16 protein-coding genes are annotated in these 21,658 nt (G+C 72.4%); 3 read left to right on the top strand and 13 right to left on the bottom strand.

Annotated elements, in window-relative coordinates:
* Nucleotide 1 precedes the first annotated feature (1 nt).
* The 7 genes from ACFWYW_RS41520 to ACFWYW_RS41490 form a co-directional block, all read right to left on the bottom strand.
* Nucleotides 2–787, bottom strand: coding sequence for an ABC transporter permease (locus ACFWYW_RS41520; RefSeq protein WP_379612705.1), 786 nt, complete (start codon nucleotides 785–787; stop codon nucleotides 2–4).
* Entirely contained in the window at nucleotides 784–1,707 is a 924-nt protein-coding gene (locus tag ACFWYW_RS41515) for an ATP-binding cassette domain-containing protein (RefSeq protein WP_379612706.1), read from the bottom strand. The genes ACFWYW_RS41520 and ACFWYW_RS41515 overlap by 4 nt, the downstream gene beginning before the upstream one ends.
* 19 nt (nucleotides 1,708–1,726) lie before the next feature.
* Nucleotides 1,727–2,518, bottom strand: coding sequence for a DUF4097 family beta strand repeat-containing protein (locus ACFWYW_RS41510; protein ID WP_379612707.1), 792 nt, complete (start codon nucleotides 2,516–2,518; stop codon nucleotides 1,727–1,729).
* A gap of 1 nt (nucleotide 2,519) precedes the next feature.
* A complete protein-coding gene (locus tag ACFWYW_RS41505) occupies nucleotides 2,520–3,053 on the bottom strand; it encodes a sigma-70 family RNA polymerase sigma factor (protein WP_379612708.1) in 534 nt (177 codons plus the stop codon).
* Between the two features lie 25 nt (nucleotides 3,054–3,078).
* Nucleotides 3,079–4,260 (bottom strand): cytochrome P450, encoded by a 1,182-nt coding sequence (locus tag ACFWYW_RS41500; RefSeq protein ID WP_379612709.1) that lies wholly within the window; start codon nucleotides 4,258–4,260, stop codon nucleotides 3,079–3,081.
* A gap of 18 nt (nucleotides 4,261–4,278) precedes the next feature.
* Nucleotides 4,279–5,064, bottom strand: a complete 786-nt coding sequence (locus ACFWYW_RS41495) for a DUF4097 domain-containing protein (RefSeq protein WP_379612710.1) — start codon at nucleotides 5,062–5,064, stop codon at nucleotides 4,279–4,281.
* 98 nt (nucleotides 5,065–5,162) lie between these two features.
* The gene (locus ACFWYW_RS41490; RefSeq protein WP_379612711.1) at nucleotides 5,163–6,359 is read right to left on the bottom strand and encodes a cytochrome P450; all 1,197 of its coding nucleotides are present in this window, start codon (nucleotides 6,357–6,359) and stop codon (nucleotides 5,163–5,165) included.
* 91 nt (nucleotides 6,360–6,450) lie between these two features.
* Between ACFWYW_RS41490 and ACFWYW_RS41485 the strand changes: the two genes are divergently transcribed.
* The gene (locus ACFWYW_RS41485) at nucleotides 6,451–8,052 is read left to right on the top strand and encodes a PucR family transcriptional regulator (RefSeq protein WP_379612712.1); all 1,602 of its coding nucleotides are present in this window, start codon (nucleotides 6,451–6,453) and stop codon (nucleotides 8,050–8,052) included.
* Here the strand turns inward: ACFWYW_RS41485 and ACFWYW_RS41480 are convergent.
* Genes ACFWYW_RS41480 through ACFWYW_RS41470 form a run of 3 tightly spaced genes read right to left on the bottom strand, consistent with a single transcriptional unit; the run spans nucleotide 8,045 to nucleotide 13,315 of the window.
* On the bottom strand, nucleotides 8,045–8,854 hold the full coding sequence (locus tag ACFWYW_RS41480; RefSeq protein ID WP_379612713.1) for a GNAT family N-acetyltransferase: 810 nt from the start codon (nucleotides 8,852–8,854) through the stop codon (nucleotides 8,045–8,047). The two genes, ACFWYW_RS41485 and ACFWYW_RS41480, sit on opposite strands and share 8 nt — an antisense overlap.
* On the bottom strand, nucleotides 8,844–12,278 hold the full coding sequence (locus tag ACFWYW_RS41475) for an indolepyruvate ferredoxin oxidoreductase family protein (protein WP_379612714.1): 3,435 nt from the start codon (nucleotides 12,276–12,278) through the stop codon (nucleotides 8,844–8,846). The genes ACFWYW_RS41480 and ACFWYW_RS41475 overlap by 11 nt, the downstream gene beginning before the upstream one ends.
* On the bottom strand, nucleotides 12,275–13,315 hold the full coding sequence (locus ACFWYW_RS41470) for a Glu/Leu/Phe/Val dehydrogenase dimerization domain-containing protein (RefSeq protein WP_379612715.1): 1,041 nt from the start codon (nucleotides 13,313–13,315) through the stop codon (nucleotides 12,275–12,277). Before ACFWYW_RS41470 ends, ACFWYW_RS41475 begins: the two co-directional genes overlap by 4 nt.
* A 243-nt stretch (nucleotides 13,316–13,558) precedes the next feature.
* Between ACFWYW_RS41470 and ACFWYW_RS41465 the strand changes: the two genes are divergently transcribed.
* Nucleotides 13,559–15,280 (top strand): CocE/NonD family hydrolase, encoded by a 1,722-nt coding sequence (locus ACFWYW_RS41465; protein ID WP_379612716.1) that lies wholly within the window; start codon nucleotides 13,559–13,561, stop codon nucleotides 15,278–15,280.
* Nucleotides 15,273–16,868, top strand: coding sequence for an ABC transporter substrate-binding protein (locus ACFWYW_RS41460; protein ID WP_379612717.1), 1,596 nt, complete (start codon nucleotides 15,273–15,275; stop codon nucleotides 16,866–16,868). Before ACFWYW_RS41465 ends, ACFWYW_RS41460 begins: the two co-directional genes overlap by 8 nt.
* Here ACFWYW_RS41460 and ACFWYW_RS41455 read toward each other — a convergent pair.
* The 3 genes from ACFWYW_RS41455 to ACFWYW_RS41445 all read right to left on the bottom strand — a co-directional run bounded on the left by ACFWYW_RS41455 (nucleotide 16,852) and on the right by ACFWYW_RS41445 (nucleotide 21,633).
* Nucleotides 16,852–18,231 (bottom strand): TROVE domain-containing protein, encoded by a 1,380-nt coding sequence (locus ACFWYW_RS41455; protein WP_379612718.1) that lies wholly within the window; start codon nucleotides 18,229–18,231, stop codon nucleotides 16,852–16,854. The two genes, ACFWYW_RS41460 and ACFWYW_RS41455, sit on opposite strands and share 17 nt — an antisense overlap.
* 154 nt (nucleotides 18,232–18,385) lie before the next feature.
* A complete protein-coding gene (locus ACFWYW_RS41450; protein WP_379612719.1) occupies nucleotides 18,386–19,744 on the bottom strand; it encodes a hypothetical protein in 1,359 nt (452 codons plus the stop codon).
* Nucleotides 19,745–20,097: 353 nt separating this feature from the next.
* On the bottom strand, nucleotides 20,098–21,633 hold the full coding sequence (locus ACFWYW_RS41445) for a gamma-glutamyltransferase (protein WP_379612720.1): 1,536 nt from the start codon (nucleotides 21,631–21,633) through the stop codon (nucleotides 20,098–20,100).
* Between the last annotated feature and the right edge of the window lie 25 nt (nucleotides 21,634–21,658).

Raw genomic sequence — 21,658 nt, 5'->3', positions numbered from 1 at the left:
CTCACTTTCCGGGGTCGCGGTTGTAGAGCTTCTTGGCCCACAGGTAGCCGAGCAGGGCGATGACGGCGCTCCAGGCGATGGAGCGGGTGAGGCTGTCGCCGATCGGGGCGCCGGTGAGCAGGCCGCGCAGGGTCTCGATGACGGGGGTGAAGGGCTGGTTCTCGGCGAACCAGCGCAGGGCGCCGGGCATGGATTCGGTGGGGACGAAGCCGCTGCCGAGGAAGGGCAGGATCAGCAGGGGCATGGGCAGGTTGCTGGCGGCGGCCACGTCGTCGGTGACCATGCCGAGGGCGGCCGACAGCCAGGTGACCGCGAAGCCGATCATGGTCAGGACGCCGAAGACGCCGAGCCATTCGACCGGGCCGGCGCTCGGGCGGAAGCCGACCAGCAGGGCGACGGCGATGACCAGGACGATGGCGATCAGGTTCTGGATGAGGGCGCCGAGCACGTGGCCGGTCAGGACGGAGACGCGGGCGATGGCCATGGTCTTGAAGCGGGCCACGATGCCCTCGGTCATGTCGGTGGCCACCGAGATCGCGGTGCCCTGGGCGCCGCTGACGATGGTCATCAGGATGATGCCGGGGGCGAGGTAGTTGGCGTAGGCGGTGCGGGGGTCGCCGGTGCCGACGTCGATGCCGGCGCCCATGGTGCCGCCGAAGACGTACACGAACAACAGCAGGAAGATCACCGGGACGCCCGCCGCGGTCAGCGTCAGGGCCGGATAGCGCCAGATGTGGCGTAGCTGGCGGCGGAGCATGGTCGCCGAGTCGGTCAGGGCGCGTTTCATCGGGACTCCGTGAGGGCGAGGAAGACGTCGTCGAGGTCGGGGGTGTGCACCGACAGCTCCTCCACCTTGATGGCGTTGCCGTCGAGCCAGTCGATCAGGCCGCGCAGGGTGGTGGTGCCGCCGCTGTTGGGGACGAGCAGGGTGAGGGCCTCGTCGTTGCGGGAGATCGGGCCGACACCGCGCAGGGCGAGCTCGTAGCTGGCCGAGTCGGCGAACTTCAGGCTGATGTGCCCGCCGGGAACCAGCCGCTTGAGCTCCTCCGCGCTGCCTTCCGCGACGATGCGGCCGCCGTTGAGCATGGCGATGCGGTCGGCGAGCTGGTCGGCTTCCTCCAGGTACTGGGTGGTGAGGAAGATGGTGACGCCGCCGTCGACGAGTTCGCGCACGATCGCCCACATCGAACGGCGGCTGCGCGGGTCGAGGCCGGTGGTCGGCTCGTCGAGGAAGATGACACTCGGGTTGCCCACCAGGGTCATGGCCAGGTCGAGGCGGCGCCGCATGCCGCCGGAGTAGGTGGTGGCCCGTTTGCGGGCCGCGCCGGTGAGGTCGAAGCGCTCCAGCAGCTCGCGGGCGGTCTTGCGGCCCTTGGAGCGGCCGAGCAGGTGCAGGTCGGCCATGAGGAGAAGGTTCTCCTCGCCGGTCAGCAGCCCGTCGACGGCGGAGAACTGGCCGGTGACGCCGATGGCGGCGCGTACGGCGTCCGGCTGCTTGGCCAGGTCGTTGCCGGCCACGGTGACCTGCCCGGCGTCGGCCTTGATGAGCGTGGACAGGATCTGCACGGTCGTCGTCTTGCCGGCGCCGTTCGGCCCGAGCAGGGAGAAGATCGATCCTTGCGGGATGGTCAGGTCGATGCCGTCGAGCACGCGGTGGGAGCCGTAGGACTTGCGCAGCCCGGAGACGGTGATGGCGGAACTGGTCATGGTCGCATTCCTCGGCAGGTCAGGCGCGGTGGACATTGATGTCGCCGTAGGTGGTGCGGGCGTAGATGTCCGCCTTGGCGTCGGTGTGCACGGGGGCGCGGCCGGACTCGAGGGTGTCGCGGACCTCGCCGTGCCGGGAGTTGACGTCCACGTCGGCGGCGGTGGTGCGGGCCACGCCGACGGAGACGGCGCCGTAGCCGGTCTCCAGTACGGCCTTGCCCGAGGCCAGCCGTCCGATGCGGATGCCGCCGTGGGCCGAGGTGGCCTTGACGTCGGCGTGCACCCGGTCGATGTCGATGTCGCCGCTGCCCGCCTCGATCGTGAGGCCGGCGCCGGCCTCGCCGACGCGGACGGCGCCGTCGGTGGCGATGTCCACCACGCCGACGGGCCGCGTGATGGTGATGGAGCCGTGCTCGCTGCGGGCGCGCACGCCGGCCGTCTCCTCCAGGGAGATGTCGCCGTGGGAGGTGTGCGCCTCGACGTCGCCGAGGCTCCCGGTGGCACGGATGGCGCCGTAGAAGGCGTCGGCGTTCAGCTCGGACTCGGCCGGCAGCCGGATGGCCACCACCACCGACGGCGGCGTCTTGGTGGACCAGCGGCGCGAGGCCTGGCGGGGCGAGCGCACGGTCAGGTGTCCGTCGGCGTAGGCGACCTCGGTCTGCCCGGCCAGATCCACGTCGGCGGAGCGCGCGGGGTCGGCGGGGGTCACCTCGACCGTGGTCTCCTCGTACGGCCCCGCGTCGATGCGGACCTCGCCGGCGCCGAACTCGACGAGGGCGTGGATGGGGCCGGGGGTGTCGAAGGTGTGCATGTCATGTCCTTTCACAGGCTCTGTGGTTCAGGTATTGCTTGAGCTGGGCGCGGCCGCGGTGGATGCGGCTGCGGACGGTTCCGGTCTTGATCCCGAGCACCTCCGCGACCTGCTCGTACGGCAGGCCCTCGACGTCGCTCAGCACGACCGCGGCCCGGTTCACCGGGGTGAGAGCGAGCAGGGCGGCCTCGATGTCGGGCTCGAACCGCCGCTCGTCGAGAAGCTGCTCGGGGGTGGAGTCGCGGGCGGGCAGCCGGTTGGCCGACTCCTCGCTGAGCGGGTGCACGGGGGCGCGGGCGCGCCGCCGTACCCCGTCGAGGAAGAGGTTGGTGGTGATGCGGTGCAGCCAGCCCTCGAAAGTGCCCGGCCGGTAGGTGTGCAGGGAGCGGAAGACCTTGCAGAAGACGTCCTGGGTGAGGTCCTCGGCGTCGTGCGGGTCGCCCGTCAGCCGGTAGGCCAGCCGGTGCACGCGCGCGGAGTGCGCGGTGACGATGTTCTCCCAGCTGAGGGCGGGTTCGGCCACGGTCATGGTCATGGACTTTCCGCGGGTCGCGGGACGCTCACCATGCGACCGGCAGCCGGTGCACGCCGTAGATGTCCATGCCGTCGCGCATCGGCACCTGGTCGGCGGGTACGGCCAGCCGCAGCCCGGGGAAGCGGCCGAGCAGCGCGGGGAAGGCGGCGCGCATCTCGACACGGGCCAGTTGCTGGCCCAGGCACTGATGGATGCCGTGGCCGAAGCCGATGTGGCCGGCGGCGTCGCGGCGCAGGTCGAGCACGTCCGGGTCGGGGAACCTCTTGGGGTCGCGGTTGGCGGCCTGCACCGCCAGCGCGACGGTCTGCCCGGCCTTGATCGTCTGCCCGCTCAGCTCGACGTCCTCCAAGGCCGCGCGCGCTCCGGTGTGGGTGATGGTCAGGAACCGCATCAGCTCCTCCACCGCGTTGCCGGCCAGCTCCGGGTTGTCGCGCAGCAGCGCGAGCTGCTCCGGGTGCCGCAGCAGGGTGTAGGTGCCCAGCGCGATCATGTTGGTGGTGGTGTCGAGCCCGGCGCCGAGCAGGAACGCGCCGATGCCGGCCAGCTCCTCGTCCGTCAGGTCGCTGCCGGTAAGGTCGCTGAGCAGGTCGTCGGTGGGAGCGGCGCGCTTGGCCTGGACCAGCGTGGCGATGTACTCGCCCATCTGGGCATAGGCGGCGTACTGCTCTTCCGGGGTGGCGTCCAGCCCGCCGATGGTGGCGGCCATCTGCTGGAACTCCTGCCGGTCGGCGTACGGCACGCCGAGCAGCTCGCAGATCATCACCGCGGGCACCGGCCGGGCGAAGGCCTCGATCAGATCGGCTTGCGAGCCGGCCGCCGCCATGGCCTCCAGGTGCTCCTTGGTGACCTCCTCGGCGCGCTCGGCCAGCAGCCGCATGCGGTGCACGGTGAACTTGCCCGCCAGCGGCTTGCGGTAGCGGGTGTGCTGCGGCGCGTCCACCCCGACCAGGTCGCCGGGCGGGGCGGGCGGCATCTGGCCGGCGTCGGCCAGCGCGTAGTGGATCAGCTCGTAGCGGGAGCTGAAGCGCGGGTCGGACACGATGGCGCGGACCTCGTCGTAGCCGAGGGCCAGCCAGCCCTCGTGTCCGTCGGGGAAGATCAGCGGCCGCAGTGGCTGCTCCGCGCGCAGCGGCGCGAGCTCCGCCGGCGGGTCGAAGGGGCGGCCGGCGGGCCGTACCAGGGGCAGGGTGCTCAACGGCTCGGTCATGGTGGATTCCTTTCGAGGTCAGGAGTGGTGGATGAGGACGTCGCCGTGGGTGGTCGAGGCGCTGACCTCGACGTGGTCTTCGGCGGGTCCGGGGGCGGCCCCGGGCTGGAGCAGGTTGCGGACGCGGCCATAGGTGGAGCCGATGTTCAGCCGGGCCACGGTGCCCGCGCGTACGCCGACCTCGACCTCGCCCAGGCCCGTGGAGACGGAGATGAGCCCGCGGACCACTTCGCCGATGCGGATGTCGCCGTGCGCGGTCTTGGCCTGGACGCCGGACAGGGCCCGCTCGACGACGATGTCCCCGTGCGCTGTGCCGGCGCGCAGGTCGCCGGAGACCTCGCCCAGGTGCACGTTCCCGCTCAGCGTCTTGATCAGGGCCTGGCCGTCGACGGCGCCGACCCGGATCGCCCCGGAGCCGGAGCCGGCCTCCAGGCGGCCGGTCCGGTCGAGGTCGATCTCGCCGTGCGAGGCGGTGACGCGGGTCTCGCCGAGCCGCCCCGCGCAGCGCACTCCCCCGGCGGCCACGTCGGCCTCCAGGCCGGAGGCCTCCGGCAGCTCGACGGTGACCTCGACCGATCCGGCGCGTCTGGCCGGCGCGTCCTGGCGCGGCGTCCTGATCGTGAGCCGGCCGGCGAGGAACTCGATCTCGCACGATCCGGCGGCGCTGACGTCCTCGTCGTTGGCCGCGTCGCTCGGCCGTACCTCCACGCTGGTGTCGTTCCGCCCGGTGGCGGTGATCCGGACGTCGCCGGCTGCCAGGGCGATGACGGCGAGGATCGGTTCTGGGGTTTCGAAGACAGGCATGATCAGTCCTTAGGCGCACGTCGTACACTCGCTGTGCACACTGTACGCATTCGGATCGGTGTGCGCAACTCGCATACGACGTGCACGGGAGGTGGGGCTCAGGCGTCCCAGGTGACCGGCAGGCTCTTCACGCCGATGACGTCCCCGGACTCCGGGCGGATCGCGATGTCCCCGGCCGGTACGGCCAGGCGCAGCGACGGGAACCGGCCGAACAGCGCCGGGTAGGCGGTGCGCAGTTCGACGCGGGCGAGTTGCTGGCCGAGGCACTGGTGCACCCCGTGGCCGAAGGCCAGGTGGCCGCCGGCCGAGCGCCCGGCGTCGAGGACTCCGGGACGCTCGAAGCGCCCGGGGTCGCGGTTGGCGGTGCTGAGCGACAGGATCACCTGGTCGCCGGCCTTGATGGTGTGGCCGGCCAGCTCGACGTCCTCAAGGGCCACCCGTGGCCGGACGTGCACGACGCTGAGGTAGCGCAGCAGTTCCTCGACGGACCGGTCGGGGTCCTCGCGCAGCAGGGCCACCTGGCCGGGGTTGCTCAGCAGGGCGTAGGTGCCCAACGAGAGCATGTTCGAGGTCGTGTCCATGCCCGCCGCCAGCAGCAGTCCCGCGGCGCCGATGAGTTCCGCCTCCGACAGGCCGGTGCCGGTCAGGTCGCTGAGCACGTCATCGGTCGGGGCCTCGCGCTTGGCGGCGACGAGGGTGGCGATGTAGCCGTGGACCGCGGCGTGGCTCGCGTAGCGCTCCTCGTCCGGGGCGTCCTCGTCGAACATGGTCGCGACATGCTCCTGGAAGAAGGGCCGGTCGGTGGCGGGCACCCCCAGCAGCTCGCAGATCATGATCGCCGGAATCGGCTGGGCGAACGCGCTGACCAGGTCGGCCGGCGGACCGGCGGCGGCCATCGCGTCGAGCCGTTCTGCGGTGACCCGCTCGACGCGTTCGGTGAGCAGCCGCATCCGGCGGACGGTGAACTTGCCCGCCAGCAGCTTGCGGTACCGGCTGTGCCGCGGCGGGTCCATCATGATGAACATGCCGGGCGGCGCCGGGGGCACCGGGCCGTCGCCCAGGTCGACGAGCGGGGAGCGCATGAGTTCCTGACGGGAGCTGAACCGGGGGTCGCCCAGGACGGAGCGGGCCTGCTCGTGGCCGGTGACGAGCCAGCCGTCGTGCCCGCCGGGGAAGGGCAGGCGGCTGACGGGGCCGTGCTCGCGGGCCCGCGACAGCTCCCGCGGCGGGTCGAAGGGGCAGCCGGGGGTGCGGGCGGCCGGCAGCGCCGGCACGGTGTACGCATCGTTGATCATGGGGTGCACCCTGCTCGGGCACGCTGACAAGTTGCTGATACACGTGGACGGGCCGATGTCAGCGTGAGCGGGCGTCCATTATCGTGAGCGGATGACGAGCCGGCCGCCGATCAACGTGCGGCGGATCCTGGAGGACCTGGGCAGTTCGGTCCTCGACGTGGCGGTGCCGTCCGGCGACCTGGACGCCGAGGTCACCGGCGTGTTCATCCACGACCCGGCGGACGGGCAGCCGGTCCCGCCCGGCGGGTTGCTGCTCGGGGTCGGCGTGGCCGGCCCGCGCCGGATCAGCGACCTGCTGGCGGCGGGGCAGTCCGTGGCGCTCGTGGTGAAACATCCGGTCACGGTCGACGACGAGGTCCGTGCCACAGCGGCGCGGACCGGGACGACGCTGCTGGGCCTGGACAGAAGCGCGTCGTGGACCCAGGTGGCGGCGCTGATGCGCGCGATGCTCGCCGGCGGACAGACGCCCGCGGCCGACGACGTGCCCGACGACCTGTTCGCCCTGGCCAACGCGGTCTGCGCGCTGGTGGACGCGCCGATCACGATCGAGGATCGCTCCTCGCGGGTGGTGGCCTACTCCGAACGCCAGGACAAGGCCGATCCCAGCCGCGTCGAGACCATCCTCGGCCGCCAGACGCCCGAGCGGCTGCGGCGGCTGATGGACGAACTCGGCACCTACCGCGACATCTACAAGAGCCTGGAGCCGCTCTACCTCCACCACGAGGACATCTTCCGCACGGCCATCGCGGTCCGGTCCGGCGACGAGATCCTCGGCACCATCTGGGCCGTAACCCGCGAGGAGCTGAGCCCGGCCCGCAAGCGGGCGCTGACCGACGCCTCGAAGATCGTCGCGATGCAGATGCTCCGCGCCAGGGCCGGCGCCGACACCCGGCGGCGGCTGCGCGCCGACCTGCTGTCCGCGGTGCTGGCGGGCGGGCAGGACGCCGCCGGGGCGGCGGAGCGGCTGGGCGTCTCCGGGGGGCGGTTGTGCGTCCTGGCCGCGCGGCTGGCCGAGCCCGGAGGACCACCCGCGCCCGGGGAACCCGTTTCCGTCGAAGCGGACCCGGTCAAGCAGGAGAGCGAGCGGCAGCGCTTCAGCGACACGCTGGCGTTGCACCTGAGCGCCGTCCACCCGGGCTCGGCCGCCGCGCTCATCGGCCGGGTGACCTACGCCGTCCTGCCCGTGCGCGCGCCGGGCGACGCCGAGCAACGCGCCGTCCGCGTGGCGGAGTCCTTCCTCGACCGGGTCGGCCACCGCTTCACCGCCACCATCGGGGTGAGCTCGCCGACGGCGGACCTGAGCGAGGTGGCCGCCGCCCGCGCGGACGCCGACCGGGCGCTGCGCGTCCTGCGTTCGGGCCGGGCGAGCGGCACGGTCGCCGCCTACCGGGCGGTCCAGTTCGAGTCGCTCCTGCTGCGGCTCGCCGACCTGGCCGCCGCCGAACGGCAGGAGCCCGGCGGGCCGTACCGGCTGCTGCTCGCCCACGACGCCGGCCACGGCAGCGACCTGGCGGGCACGCTGCGCGCCTACCTGGAGGCGTTCGGCGACGTCATCGGCGCGGCGGCGGCGATGGGGGTCCACTCCAACACCTTCAGGTACCGCCTGCGGCGCGCGGTCGAGATCAGCGGGATCGACCTGAACGACCATCGGGCTCGGCTCGACGCCATGCTCCAGATGGAGATCTTCAGGTAGGCCCGTCTCTCTCGACGACGTAGAAGGAACGCCGGTGGAACCCGGTCACCCGTCCGCCCCCGGCCAGCAGGCCGCCCAGCACCTCGCGCATCGCCAGCCGCCACGACCTGGCCGCGCCCGGATCGGCGCGGCGCAGCCCTTCGATGTCCCGCGGCACCGCGACGAGCACCGTCGCCGCGTCCGTGCGCCCCGGCACCGGCCGCCCGTCCGCCTCACCCAGCCCGACCGCCGCGTCCCAGGGAATCTCCATCCGGTACGGCTGCCGCCCTGCCGCGGCCACCACCCCCGGCTCGGCCAGCCGCCACGTCGTGAGCACCCGGTCGGAGTCGTCGTCGCCGTTGATGGCATCGGTCATGGCACCGTAGAAGGACGGCAGGTACTCCTCCGGGCTGGCGCCGAGCTTGGCCACGTTGAAGTGGGCGTTGCGGCGGACCAGCGGATCGAACGTCCACGTGATCCGGTCGAGCCCCCTGGCCAGCGCCCACTCACGCTGGTGCAGCTTCAGCGCGAAGCCGATCCCATGGCCCTTGTCGGCGCCGGTGAGGTGGGAGTGCAGCGCCAGGCCGGCCGGCGCGGACAGGAAGCCGACTGAGGCCCCGACGATCCGCCCGCCCGCGTAGGCCCCGGCCACGTAGTTCCCGGCGTGCGACAGGGCCCGGAGCCACTCCAGGCCGACCGCGTCGACGCCGGCCGGCGGCCGCCAGATGCGGTTGAACATCGCCGCGACGTCCCGAAGGTCCGTCAGATCATGGAGGTCGCGTACGGCCAGGCCGCTCATCGGCCCGCCTCGGTCATGGAGCACTGGCGACCCTTTCCAGCCCGGCGAGCTCCTGATCGGCCCGGTCGCGGAACTCCGCGACGCGGGCGAGCTTGATGTCCTCGTAGCCGCGGATGAGTTCCGGCAACGCGGCGATGGCGGCAACCCGCCCGGCCGTCTCCGGGGTGAGCCGGTCGAGCGCGGCCCGCATGAGCTCCTGGAACTCGGCGACCAGTTCCCGTTCCACCCGGCGGACCCGCGCGTACCCGAACGGGTCGAAGGGCGTGCCGCGCAGCCGTCTGGCCGCCCTGAGCAGCAGGAACAGCGGCCGCGCTGTACGGCGGAGCCGTATCTTGCGCTTCATGCCCAGCGCCCGCAGCACCGGCGGGTGCAGCAGGACCGCGACCTTCGCGTCTGGCCCGAACTCCGCGGCGCGCCGGGCTTGCTCGGCGGGGTCCAGGTGGAGGCGGGCGACCTCGTACTCGTCCTTGTAGGCCATCAGCCGGTGCAGGCTCCTGGCGTAGGCCGCGGTGATCGTGCGGCCGGTATCCTCGTCCACGCGCCCGGCCACGGCCGCCTCGACCTCGCCGACCGCGCCGGCGAAGCGGCGGGCGTAGAGCGGGCTCTGGTAGGCGGTGAGGTCGGCGGTCCACAGGGCCATGCCCGCGGGCTCCTCTGCGGAAGCGGGCTCCGCCACGGCCAGGACCGCGGCGGGGTCGGCCACGGCGGCGCGGCCCCAGCGGAAGGCGGCGAGGTTCTTGTCCACGGCGGCGCCGTTGAGCCGGACGGCCCGCTCGATCGCCTCCGCGCTCAGCGGCAGGCAGCCGTGCTGGAAGGCGGCGCCGACCAGCACCATGTTGGCCGGCATGTGGTCGCCGAACAGCGTTTCGGCCAGTCCCTGCGCGTCCAGGTACAGGTTGTCGCGCGCGGCGGTCACGGACTCTATGCGCTCCAGCGCGTCCGCGGGGGAGGTGGGCAGGGCGGTCCGGTGGGTGACCATGCCGAGCGTCGGCACCAGCGTCGTGTTGACCACGGCGATCGTGTGGCCGGGCCGCGCGGTGGCCAGGTTACTGTCCGCGGCGGCGCCGATCAGGTCGAGGGCGAGCAGGACGTCGGCGCTGCCCTGGGCCGCCTTGACCGAGCCGGTCACGGGCCGCGCGGAGATCCGCAGATCGCTGACCACGGGCCCGCCCTTCTGCGCCAGGCCGGTCTGCTCCACGCCCGCCGCGTGCCGGCCGTCCAGGCGGGCGGCGGTCTGGAGGATCTGCGAGACCGTCACCACGCCGGTGCCGCCGATGCCGGGCATCCGGATCAGGACGTCGGGGAAGCGGAGCAGCGGGTCGGGGAGGTCCACGCCCAGGGCCGGGGGTTCCTTCTTGCGCCTGCTGCCCGGCGTCACCAGCAGGAACGAGGGGCAGTCGCCCTTGAGGCAGCTGAGATCGGAGTTGCAGGAGCCCTGGTGGATGCGGGTCTTGCCGCCGAACGGGGTGTCGACGGGGTGCACCGACAGGCAGGTCGACTTCTCGGCGCAGTCACCGCAGCCTTCGCAGACCCGTTCGTTGACGACGACCTTCTCCTTGGGGGTGGGCAGCTTGCCGCGTTTGCGCAGCCGCCGTTCCTCCGCGGCGCACCGGTCGTCGTGGATCAGCACCGTCACCCCGTCGAGCGCGGCGAGGCTCCGCTCGGCCTCGGCGAACTCGTCGCGATGGCGGACCGTCGCGATCGGATCCAGGCGTACGCCGCGGTAGCTCGCCGGGTCGGCCGTGGTGATGACGACCTTCCTGATCCCCTCGTCGGCCAGCCACCGGGTCAGCGTCGGCACGTCGAGCCGGCCCTCGGCCCGCTGGCCGCCGGTCATCGCGACCGCGTCGTTGTAGAGCAGCTTGTAGGTCATGGTGACGCCCGCGTCCACCGCCGCCCGGATGGCCAGCGAGCCCGAGTGGTGGAAGGTGCCGTCGCCCAGGTTCTGCACGAAGTGGCGGTCGTCGGTGAAGGGGGCGATGCCGAACCACTGTGCGCCCTCGCCGCCCATCTGCGTGATGCCCAGCTGGGTGCCCCGGCCCTTGCCGTCGAGCGCGACCATGGCGTGGCAGCCGATGCCCACGCCCACCAGGGTGGCGTCGTCGGTGCGGGTGGAGGTGTTGTGCGGGCAGCCCGAGCAGAAGAACGGCGCTCTGGCCGCGACCAGGGGCAGCGCGCGCCGGACGATCGGCTCGGGCCGCGGCGGCTCGCCGGTCAGCGTCGCCAGCGCCCGTACGACGTCTTCGGCGCCGAGCGTGCCCCGGGCGGTCAGCAGGGAGCGGCCGAGCACCTCGGGCGCGTCCGGGCGGCGGTAGAGCGCCTCCTTCAGCCGCGACTCCACGAAGCTGACCTTGTCCTCCACGACCAGCACGCGCTCCAGGCCGGCGGTCAGCTCCACCAGTTCCTCGTCGGAGACGGGGAACGGCATCGACAACCTGATCAGCCGGAGCCTCGGGGCCGACGGGCCGAGATCCGCCAGCGCGCGGAGCACGACCGCGTGGGCGCCGCCGGGCGCGACGACGCCCAGGGTCGCGCCGTCGCCGTCGGAGGTCACGCGGTTCAGCCCCGCCGTCCGGCTGTAGGCGAGCGCCAGGTCCAGGCGGCGGGTGCGCATGTCGTGCTCGGCGTCCAGCACGGCGCCACCCAGCCCGGACGACCCGGCCCGCCCGCGGTCCGGCGGCGGGACGCCCTCGCCCCGCCCCGCCAGTTCCACGGTGGCCGAGCCGTCCGCGACGTCGGCGAGCATCTTCAGCCCGACCCACAGCCCGCTGGCCCGCGACATCGCCACGGCGTGCAGCCCGAGCTCGATCACCTCCTCCACCGAACCCGGCACCAGCAGGGGCATCGACAGGCTCTGGCACATCTGCTCGCACGAGCTCGGCACCGACGAGGACTTGCACGCCGGGTCGTCGCCGATCCACGCCACGACCCCGCCCAGCGGGGCCGTGCCGGACACCATGCCATGCCGTACGGCGTCGGCGGCCCGGTCCAGGCCCGGGTTCTTGCCGTACCAGAATCCGGTGACCGCCTCGTGCCGCCGCCCCGGCGCCCGCTCCAGCAGTTGCGTGCCCGCCACGGCGGTCGCCGCCAGTTCCTCGTTCAGGCCGGAGCGGAAGACCACACCCGCCGGTTCGAGGAACGGCGCCGCCCGTTCCATCTCCATGTCGACCCCGCCCAGCGGGGAGCCCCGGTAGCCGCTGACGAAGACCCTGGTGTCCAGCCCGTGCTCCTCGTCCAGGCGGCGTTGCTCCAGCGTGAGCCGTACCAGCGCCTGAACCCCCGTCATGAGGACCCGGCCGCCGGCCCGTGCGTACTTGTCGTCCAGCGCGTACTCGTCGTGCGGCTTGTGCTCGTCGTGCGGCTTGTGCTCGTCGTGCGGCTTGTGCTCGTCGTGCGGCTTGTGCTCGTCGTGCGGCTTGTGCTCGTCGTGTGGCGGGGCCATGGTCATCGGCCCAGACGGATGCGGGCGATCTCGCGCACGGTGAAGTACGGGCTGACGCCGTCCTGTTCGGCGAGGTCGAGCACGTCGCCTAGGCGCTCGGCGATCTCGGCCACGCGGGCGTTGGCCTCCTCGGCGGGCAGGTGGCGCAGCTCGACGGCGTGGGCGTAGATCGCGCCTCCGGCGCTGACGATGTCGTCGGGGGCCCAGAGGATGCCACGCTCGTGCAGGAGCCGGGCGACCTCCGGGGTGGTGATCTGGTTGTTGGCCGGTCCGGCGACGGCGGCGCACGTGAGCCGGGGCACCAGTTCCTCCGTCAGCAGGCCGCCCATCGCGGCCGGGACGAGGATGTCGAGCTCGGCCCCGACCAGCTCGTCCGGGGTGAGCCAGGTCGCGCCCACCTCCGTGGCCAGGCCCTTCTTGGCCCGGTCGACGTCGGCGGCGAGGATGTCCGCGCCCTCCGCTGCCAGGCGCCTTACCAGGTGCGACCCCACGTGACCGAGCCCCAGCACGCCCACCCGCCGCCCCTTCAGCGGTGCGGTCTTGAGCACGGCGCCCTTGTCCAGGCGGGCGCAGACGGCGGCCAGCGCGGCCATCACGCCGGTGGCCGTGGCGGGAGAGGAGTCGCCGCTGCCGCCCAGCTCCGTGGGGGTGCAGAAGACGTGCGGGGTCCGTTCCTTGATGACCGCCATGTCCTGCGGGCCGGTGCCCACGTCCGGGGCGGTCGCGTACCGGCCCCGCAGGGAGTGGACGACGTCGGCGACGTCGTGCAACATGTCGCGGCGGCGTTCCGGGGTGAAGGTGTATCCCTCGGGCAGGGCGACCACGGTCTTGCCGCCTCCGGTGTCCAGCCCGGCGATCGCGCATTTGTCCGTCATCGCCTGCGACAACCGCAGCGCGTCGGTCAGGCCGTCGCGCCAGTCGGCGTAGTGACGCACCCGGCAGCCGCCGCCGGCCGGGCCGAGGACGGTGGAATGCACGGCGATGATGATCGGCAGGCCGGTGCGGACGCCGGCCCGGATGACGACTTCTTCGTGCGCGAACATGTTTCCCCTATTCCGGGTCAATGCGCTGGCATCGGCAGGCTAGGTGAATGCACCGGGGGCGTCGTCCATACGCCGGTACGAATAACGGGCCGGTTTTGGGATGCGCATACGAAAGGGGTGGCGGCGCGACATCTGTCCAAAGCGGCGTGGCCAGTTTTCTACTGGCGTTCAAAAGGGGGCGTTCGCGGCTGCCGTACCGTCGCCAGTGAATTCCGGCCCTGCCTCGACGCGAGGAGAAATGTCATGACAGAAGTGCGCCCGGCGGAAAGGCCGCAGCCCGGTGAGCCGCCGCGCGGTGAGACCTCGCCGGTGGTGTCGAAAAGCTCGCGCGTGATCCACGGGTTGCGGGTGCCCATGCGCGACGGGGTGGAGCTGGCGCTGGACCTGGTCCGGCCCGACCTTCCCGGTCCGCTGCCGGTGGTCCTGCAGCGCACGCCGTACGACAAGGTGGCGGGACGGGACGGCGAGATCTACCGGGGGCTGGTGGAGCGGGGCTACATCACGGCGTTCAACGACTGCCGCGGGCGGTTCAACTCCGACGGCGTGTTCGAGCCGCACTTCCACGAGGCCGACGACGGCCACGACGTGATCGAGTGGATCGCCGCGCAGGACTGGTGCGACGGCAACGTCGGGATGCTCGGCGGCTCCTACGCCGGGCAGACCCAGTGGTTCGCCGCCTCGCGCCGGCCGCCGAGCCTGAAGGCGATCGTGCCGTACTGCTCGCCGCCCGCCTCGCCGTGGCGCAACGAGCCGATCTTCGGCGGGTGCCTGATGCTCGGCATCACCGAGTGGATGGTCGACATGGGCGTCCGCTCCTACCAGCGGCTCAACCCCATGAGCATGCTGACCGAGCACCAGCCGTACTTCGACGCGCTGCCGCTGACGTCGCTGGCGGAACAGGCCGGGGCCGGTTCGCGGTGGCTGGATGAGATGCTGCGGCATCCGGTACTCGACGCGTACTGGAAGCGGCGCTCCTACGACCACCACCCGGACGCCGACCTCGCGGTGCTGAACATCACCGGCTGGTGGGACATGAACTTCCCCGGCGCGCCCCTGAACTTCGAGGCCATGCGGACCGGCCGCGCCGCGGACAAGCAGAAGCTGATCATCGGACCCTGGCCGCACATGGTGAACATGTGGCGCGAACTCAGCGGCGCCGACTTCGGCGAGCACGCCGTCGTCGCGCTCAACGAGTATGTCATCCGCTTCTTCGACCGGTGGCTGAAGGGGATCGGAAACGGTATCGAAGCGGAAAAGCCCGTGCACGTCTTCGTCACCGGCGCGAACGAGTGGTGGGCGGAGGACGAATGGCCGCTGCGCGACACCGAGGAGGTGCCGTTCTACTTCCATTCGCGGGGCCGCGCCAACTCGCTGGACGGCGACGGCGTCCTGTCGATCGACCCGCCGGGCGCCGAACCTTCCGACGCCTACCGCTACGACCCCCTCGACCAGGGCACGCGCGTCTGGAACATGCACGAGGGCCCGGTCGACGAGCGTCCCGCGCAGCGGCGCGCGGACCTGCTCTGCTACACCAGCGAGCCGCTGACCGAGCCGCTCGACGTCGTCGGCTGGGTCACCTGCCGGCTGTGGGCCTCCTCGTCGGCGCTCGACACGGACTGGCACGTGCGCCTGTCGGACGTGCGGCCGGACGGCACCGCGCGCTTCCTGTGCCGCGGCGCGCTGCGGGCGCGTTTCCGCGAGTCGTTCGAGGAGCCGAAACTGCTCGAACCCGGCGAGCCCACCCTGTTCGAGTTCACCATGGACGCCTGCGGGGTCCGCTTCCTGCCGGGACACCGCATCCGCGTGGAGGTGAGCAGCTCGGGGTTCAGCCGCTACGACCGCAACACCAACTCCGGCGCGGACAACCCCTTCGACGACGACAAGGTCGTCATCGCCGACCAGCGCGTCTTCCACGAGGCGGAGCTCGCGTCCTGCGTCGTGCTGCCGGTCGTGCGCCGTGGCTGAGACCCGCACCCCCGTCACCGCTCTCGTCGCCGCCGCGGCCGCCGCCGCGCTGGCCTCGGGCTGCGCCGCCGCGCCGCGACCGGCCGCGGGCCCCGCCGAGTATGTCAAGGACGGCACCTTCACCTTCGCCATCCCCGCCGACCCGGGCATCCTCGACCCCTACCGCAACCTGCTCCCGCACGGCGAGATGACGAGCCTCACCTACGACTCGCTCATCAACATCACCCCGCGGGGCGAGACCGTGTCGGGGCTGGCGGCCACCTGGAAGACCGACGCCAGGACCGCCACCTTCACCCTCAGGAAGGGCATCACCTGCTCCGACGGCTCCCCGCTCACCGCGGGCACCGTGGCCAAGGCACTCGGCCACCTCAAGAAGCCGTCGCCCCTGTCCGGGCTGCTGGTGCCGGCCGCGCCGTACGACGTGCGTGCCGACGAGGCCGCGGGCACGGTGACGGTGACGATGAAGGAGCCCTTCGCCCTCCTGGTGGAGACGCTGGGCCGCGTGCCCATCGTCTGCGACAAGGGCCTGGACGACCCCAAGCTCCTGGAGAACACGACGGTGGGCAGCGGGCCCTTCGTGCTCAGCAAGGTCGTCCGCGGCGACACCTACACCTTCACCCGCCGCGACGGCTACACCTGGGGCCCGGACGGCGCCGCCAACAACGCCCCCGGCAGCCCCGCCAGGATCGTGTTCAAGGTCGTGCCGAACGAGACCACCCGCGCCAACCTGCTGCTGGCCGGGCAGGTCAACCTGGCCAACATCGCCGGCCCCGACCGCGAGCGGCTGCTGGCCCGCAAGCTGGAGCGTTTCGACCTCACGGCCATGCTCGGGGAGCTCTGGTACAACCAGCGCGACGGCCGCCCCGGCGCCGACCCACTCGTCCGCCGCGCCCTGACCGCCGCGCTCGACCTGGACGAGCTGGTGAACGTCGTCACCTCGGGTACGGGCACGCGGGCCCCCGGCCTGGTCGCCGGCCAGACCCAGCCGTGCGCCGCCGACAACGTCACCGGCCACCTGCCCGCCACCGACCCCGTACGGGCCGCCGCCCTGCTCGACCAGGCCGGCTGGGTCAAGGGCGCCGGCGGCACCCGCGCCAAGGACGGCAAGAAGCTCGTCGTCGACCTGCACTACAGCCCCAGCGAGGGCGAGGGCAGCGTGGCCGCCGCGGAGCTGGTGTCCAAGCGCTGGCAGGCGGTCGGCGTCACCGTGAAGCTGACCTCCGACGACCTGGCCGCCGCCACCAGGGCCATGTTCGAGACCGGCGACTTCGACGCCTACTGGGCCGGCCTCAGGTTCGACCTGCCCACCCACATCCTGCCGTGGGCCTCCGGCGCCACCCCGCCCAAGGGCCAGAACTTCACCGGCATCGACAACCCCGACTTCGTCAAGCTGGCCGCCAAGGCCGCCGGCACCACCGGCGCCGCGGGCTGCAAGCTCTGGAACGAGGCCGAGCAAGCCCTCCTGCGGGACGCCGACATCGTCCCGATCGCCGTGGCCAAGCAGCCGTTCTTCTTCAGCAAGGCCCAGGGCGAGACGGAGGGCTGGCTGCAGCAGCCGATCCCGACCAGCATCAGGGTGCTGAAGTGACGCACGCGAAGGGCCAGGACCCGGTCCTGGCCGCTTCCACGTGCGCGATCGCGGCGAACCATCCGGAGCTGACCTGCGTGATCACGTGTTCCTGGCCGGGCGTCGTGACCGCGTCGGCGCTCTCTGGCGCCGCGTGGGGGCTGGTGAGGATGACGACCCGGTCGTAACCGTCCAGCCGGGACGGCAGCGCTCCGGCCGGGCCGCCTCCGGGGCCGAAGCGGCCGAGGACGTCCATCAGCGGTTCCCTGGGGCGGACGGCGAGTGCCGTACCGGAGTCCAGGAGCGTCACCGACGCGGCACGCAGCGCCAGCGCCGCGCCGAAGACCGCGGCGGCGTCGGCGCGGCTGAGCCGCGCGCCCGGCCAGGCCGGCCCGGACATCAGGTCGCCGCGGTCGGTCAGCACCAGCGTCCTGCCGGGGAGCGCGGGCACGTTGGCCAGGGACAGCTCGGCGGCCTGACGCAGCGCGCGGCTCCAGCGTGAGGCGGGTACGGCTCGCATCGCCGCCATCACGTCCAGCGGGGTGACGCCCGAGCCGAGGATCGAGGCCGGTTCGGCGAGTTCCTCCTCCAGGCCGGGGGCGGCGACGCCGAGCCGGTCGAAGTCGGCCAGGGACGCGAGCTTGTCGCGGTAGGACATCGACGGCAGGACGGCGGACCAGGCGGCGGCCGTCATGGTGCCGAGCAGCCAGCGTTCGACGGCCGGCCAGGTCATCCGGGCGTCGGCGAGGGTGGCGGCGGCGGACGGCTGCTCCATGAGGCGGGGGCGGCGCTCGGCGGGCACCCAGTACAGGGCCCGGCGGGCGCGCGATACGGGCAGCGACTCCGGGATCGCCGACACGGTGCCCCTGCGGCGGTTGATCGCGTGCGCGAAGACGGCGGCCTGGACGGCGCCGGTAGGGGCCGGGTGGGTGAGCGCGAGCACGTCCGCGAACCGCATGGCGGCGCCGGGAGCGTCATAGGTGGCCAGCGCGAGCTCGTCGTAGAGACGGACGGCGGCGTCGGCCACACCGCGCTTGACCGGCTGCGGAAGGCTCCGCCCGAACCTGCGCAGCCAGTACGCGAGCAGCTCGCCGGGCTCGTCGGCGCGCAGCAGCGACTGGCCGACGAACTGCCTGGTCCCCTTGCCACGGGCGTGGGCGAGCTCGGCGATCACCGCCAGCCGCAGCCGCCGGGTGGCGTCATGGCGGGCCATCCAGCGGATCAACCCGCGCAGCCACGGTTCGTCGGCGACGGCCAGCCGGGCGGCCAGCGCGCCGAATCGGTCGTCGTGAACGGCGGCACCGCCGTCGGCGAAGGCCCGCGCGACGAGAAGGCACAGCTCCTTCCTGGCCGTGTCCACGCCGGTGAGTGCACGTGTCGTCATGGATGTGCTCAACTCCGTCATCTCACACGGCTCCGGCACGGCGGTGCCGGAGCCGTTCCTCATCAGCGATTACCGGGCTTCTTGCCGTGGTTGGCCTTCTTCTTGCGGCGGCCGTTCTTCTTGCGGGATCGCTTGGACATGTGGCGCTCCTCCTTCAGAACGGCCAGGTGGCGGCGCGCGCCATCTCGATCACGGGGATGGCGGCGAACCAGCCGTCGCCGGGCTCGGTGATCACGTGCTCGTGACCGGGCATCGCGACGGCCTCCGCCGCCTGCGCCGCGGCGCCGGGGTGGGTCAGGACGATCACCCGGTCGTGCCCGTCCATCCGCTCCCGTACGGCCTGCGCCACCGTCTGCGCCCCGCCGGGAGTGCTGAAGGCGGCCACGGTCTCCGGCACCGACCTGCCCACCTCGACCGGGGCGACCCGCGGCCCGAACTCCACCAGTTCCGCGGAAGGCGAGCGCAGGGCCAGCGCCGCGGCGAAGGCGGCGCCGCCATCGGCCTGCGACGCCATCGACGCGCCGCGGTCCACCAGGATCAGCGTCCTGCCACGCAGGACCGGCACCTGCGCCAGCGCACGTTCGAGCGCCCGCTCCAGCGCCCACGACCAGCGAGACGACGGCACCATGCGGTAGGCATCCATGATCTCCAAGGGCATCGCGGTCGTCCTGGTCCCTTCGGCCAGGTCGGCGCAGACCCAGTCGGCGACCTCGGAATCGAGCCCGGCCGCGTCGAAGTCGCGCAGGTGGGCAAGGCGTTGCGACTGGCTCATCGAGCGCGCCACGGCCGCCCACGCCTTGCCGGTCATGGCCCCGTCCAGCCAGGCGGCGACCTGTGGCCAGGTCATCGCGGCCGCGGCGAACATGTCGGCGGCGTCGAGCCGGTCCAGCATGCGGGCGCGCCGGGCGGCGGGTACGGCCAGCAGTTCCGCTCTGGCCCGCAGTTCAGCCAGCGGCTCGGGCACCGGGTTCTCGCGCTTGAGGCGCTGGCTCGCGTACTGGAAGACGGCGTTCCGGGCCTTGCCCACCGGCTTGGGGTGGGTCTGGCCGATCACCTCGGCGAACCGCATCGCGGCGTCCCCGGTGTCGTGGACGGCGAGCGCGTGCTCGTCGTAGAGCCGCTCGGCGGCCTTGGCCACGCCGTCCTTGATCGGCTTGGGAATGGTCCGGCCCAGGCGGCGCAGCGCGTAGGCGAGCAGGATGCCCGGCTCGTCGGCGCGGACGAGCGCGGCGTCGACGAGTCGCCTGGCGTCGGCGGCCGTGCACAGCTTCGCCGCCAGGCGGGCGACGACGAACTCCGTGGTCACGGCCAGGGTGAACGCGCGCAGCCGGTGCTGCTTGCCGCTCCAGAAGAGGAACGAACGCATCCAGTCCTCGTCGGCGGCGAGCGCGCCGGCGAGAAGGGCGAGCCGGTCGCCCGGCTCGTGGGCCCGTGGATCGGTGAGGGTGCGCGCGGCCAGCAGGAGCAGTTCTTTTCTGCTGGTGTCGAGCGCGATGGACTGAGGTATGGTCATCGACCTTCTTCTCCGGATCGCTGAAGGCCTCCCGAGAAAGACGAGCGAGAATGCGGCATGCCCGCGCCGGCTTTTGATTTCTCACCCGTTGCCTTCTTGGCCCGCATCGGGAGGCCGGGTCATTCCCTGACTAGGGAACGCGACATCGGGCGGGACCGGGAATGGCGCTTGATCTGCGCATCATGCCCCTTCCCTCCACAAACCCGACTCTGTACCGACCTCACTATTCAGGACCGGAAAAGGCGCGGCAAGCGAAATTGACGCGCCCTTGACGAGGAGATCCGTCAATATCGCGTCATGACCACACCGGCGGAAGCGGGCACGCCCACCGGCCGGCGTGCCCGCGCTGTCCGCTAGTACCCGGCGGCGCTGCCCAGCCGGCGGGGGTCGGCTACGCCGTGCAGGGTGCCGTCGTCACCGAACGCGATGGCCTGGCAGCTGCCCATCTCCAGCTCCCACGGCGAGACGCGGGTGATGCCGACGCCGCGCCGTTGCACCTCCGTGAGGACGACGTCGCCGAAGGAGGACTCCACGATCGGCCGCCTGCTGGGATACACGGACGCGCCGAACATGGGCTGGTTCACCGATTCGAGTGCCGTCATGCCCCGCTCCAGGACGTTCACGGAGTTCTGGTACACGTTCTGCACCGCCGAGATCGCCGGCGACCCGGCCACGTACGCGGGCTTGCCGTCGCGCATGGCCAGCAGCGAGGTGCCCCAGCCGACCGGGATCTTCACCCACGGATCGGCGAACAACGTGATCGGCCGCGGCATGATCACCCCGTCCGTCATCAGCCCGACGCCGAACGCGGTGGAGCTGGAGGAGTGCGTGCCGTGCGCGATCATGCCGCGCTCGTCCACGACCACGATGGCGTTGGTGCCGCCGTTCATCGGATCGAACGGCCGCGGCTTGCCGTGCACCACCCTGGGCACCAGCCGTTCGGCCGCCTCCGGCGAGATCGCGCGCAGCGTGTCCTCGATCGGGACCGTCGGATCGGTGAAGGGGTCGGGGATCTCGTCCAGGCCGTAGGCCCACACCTCCTCGACGATGCGCATCCGCGTGTACAGGTCGTCGGTCTCGATCAGCGACGACAGGCTCAGCAGCAGCGGGTAGAGCGCGCCCACCGTGTGCAGCTCGTAGCCGCCCGCGGTGGGCAGCGGCGGGAGCGGCATCTCGACGGCGCCGGCCGCGGCCATGTCGTCGAGGGTGATCCGGCCGCCGTGCTGCCGGGCCGTCTCGACGTACCTCTTGGCGAACTCGCCCTCGTGGAAGTACTCCGGTCCCTGCTCGGCGAGTTGCTCGATGGTACGCGCGAGAGCGGGCTGGCGCAGCACCTCACCGACCCGGAACAGATGGCCGCCGGGGAACCAGGTGTCGTGGCCCTCCTGATAACGGCCGGCGGCCATGCGGTAGGCGAACGCCCAGCCCCACAGCAACTGGTCGGCCACGAAACCCTCGCGCGCGGCCACCACCGCGTCGGCGAACAGCTCCGCCCACGACAGGCGGCCGAACTTGCTCCAGGCGGCGTGCGCGCCGCGCACCCAGCCGGGCGGCACCACCGTGCGGCCCGACAGCCGGGCCCCGTCGTCCAGGTCGCCGTTCTCGCCCGCGGGCAGGCCCGCCATGCCCGCGATCACCAGACTCTGCCGGGTGTCCGGGTCGTAGACCGTGATCGACAGGCCGCCGGCCAACGTGGTCATGGTCGGCTCGACCACGGTCTGCACCGCCGCGGCGGCCAAGTAGGCGTCCACGGCGCTGCCGCCCTTGCGCAGCACGGCCACGCCCGCCGCCGACGCCGCGGGGTGGGAGGTCGAGATCATGCCCTTGCCGCCGGTGGCGGACACGTGCTCCGGGTCGGGGCACGCCGGGCGCGCCGGTACTCCACTCATCAGGTCTCTCCTTCGGTTCGTAAGC

This window comes from Nonomuraea sp. NPDC059023, assembly GCF_042740095.1.
Classification (GTDB): Bacteria; Actinomycetota; Actinomycetes; order Streptosporangiales; family Streptosporangiaceae; genus Nonomuraea.
This window is presented reverse-complemented; position numbering and strand designations above follow the sequence as displayed.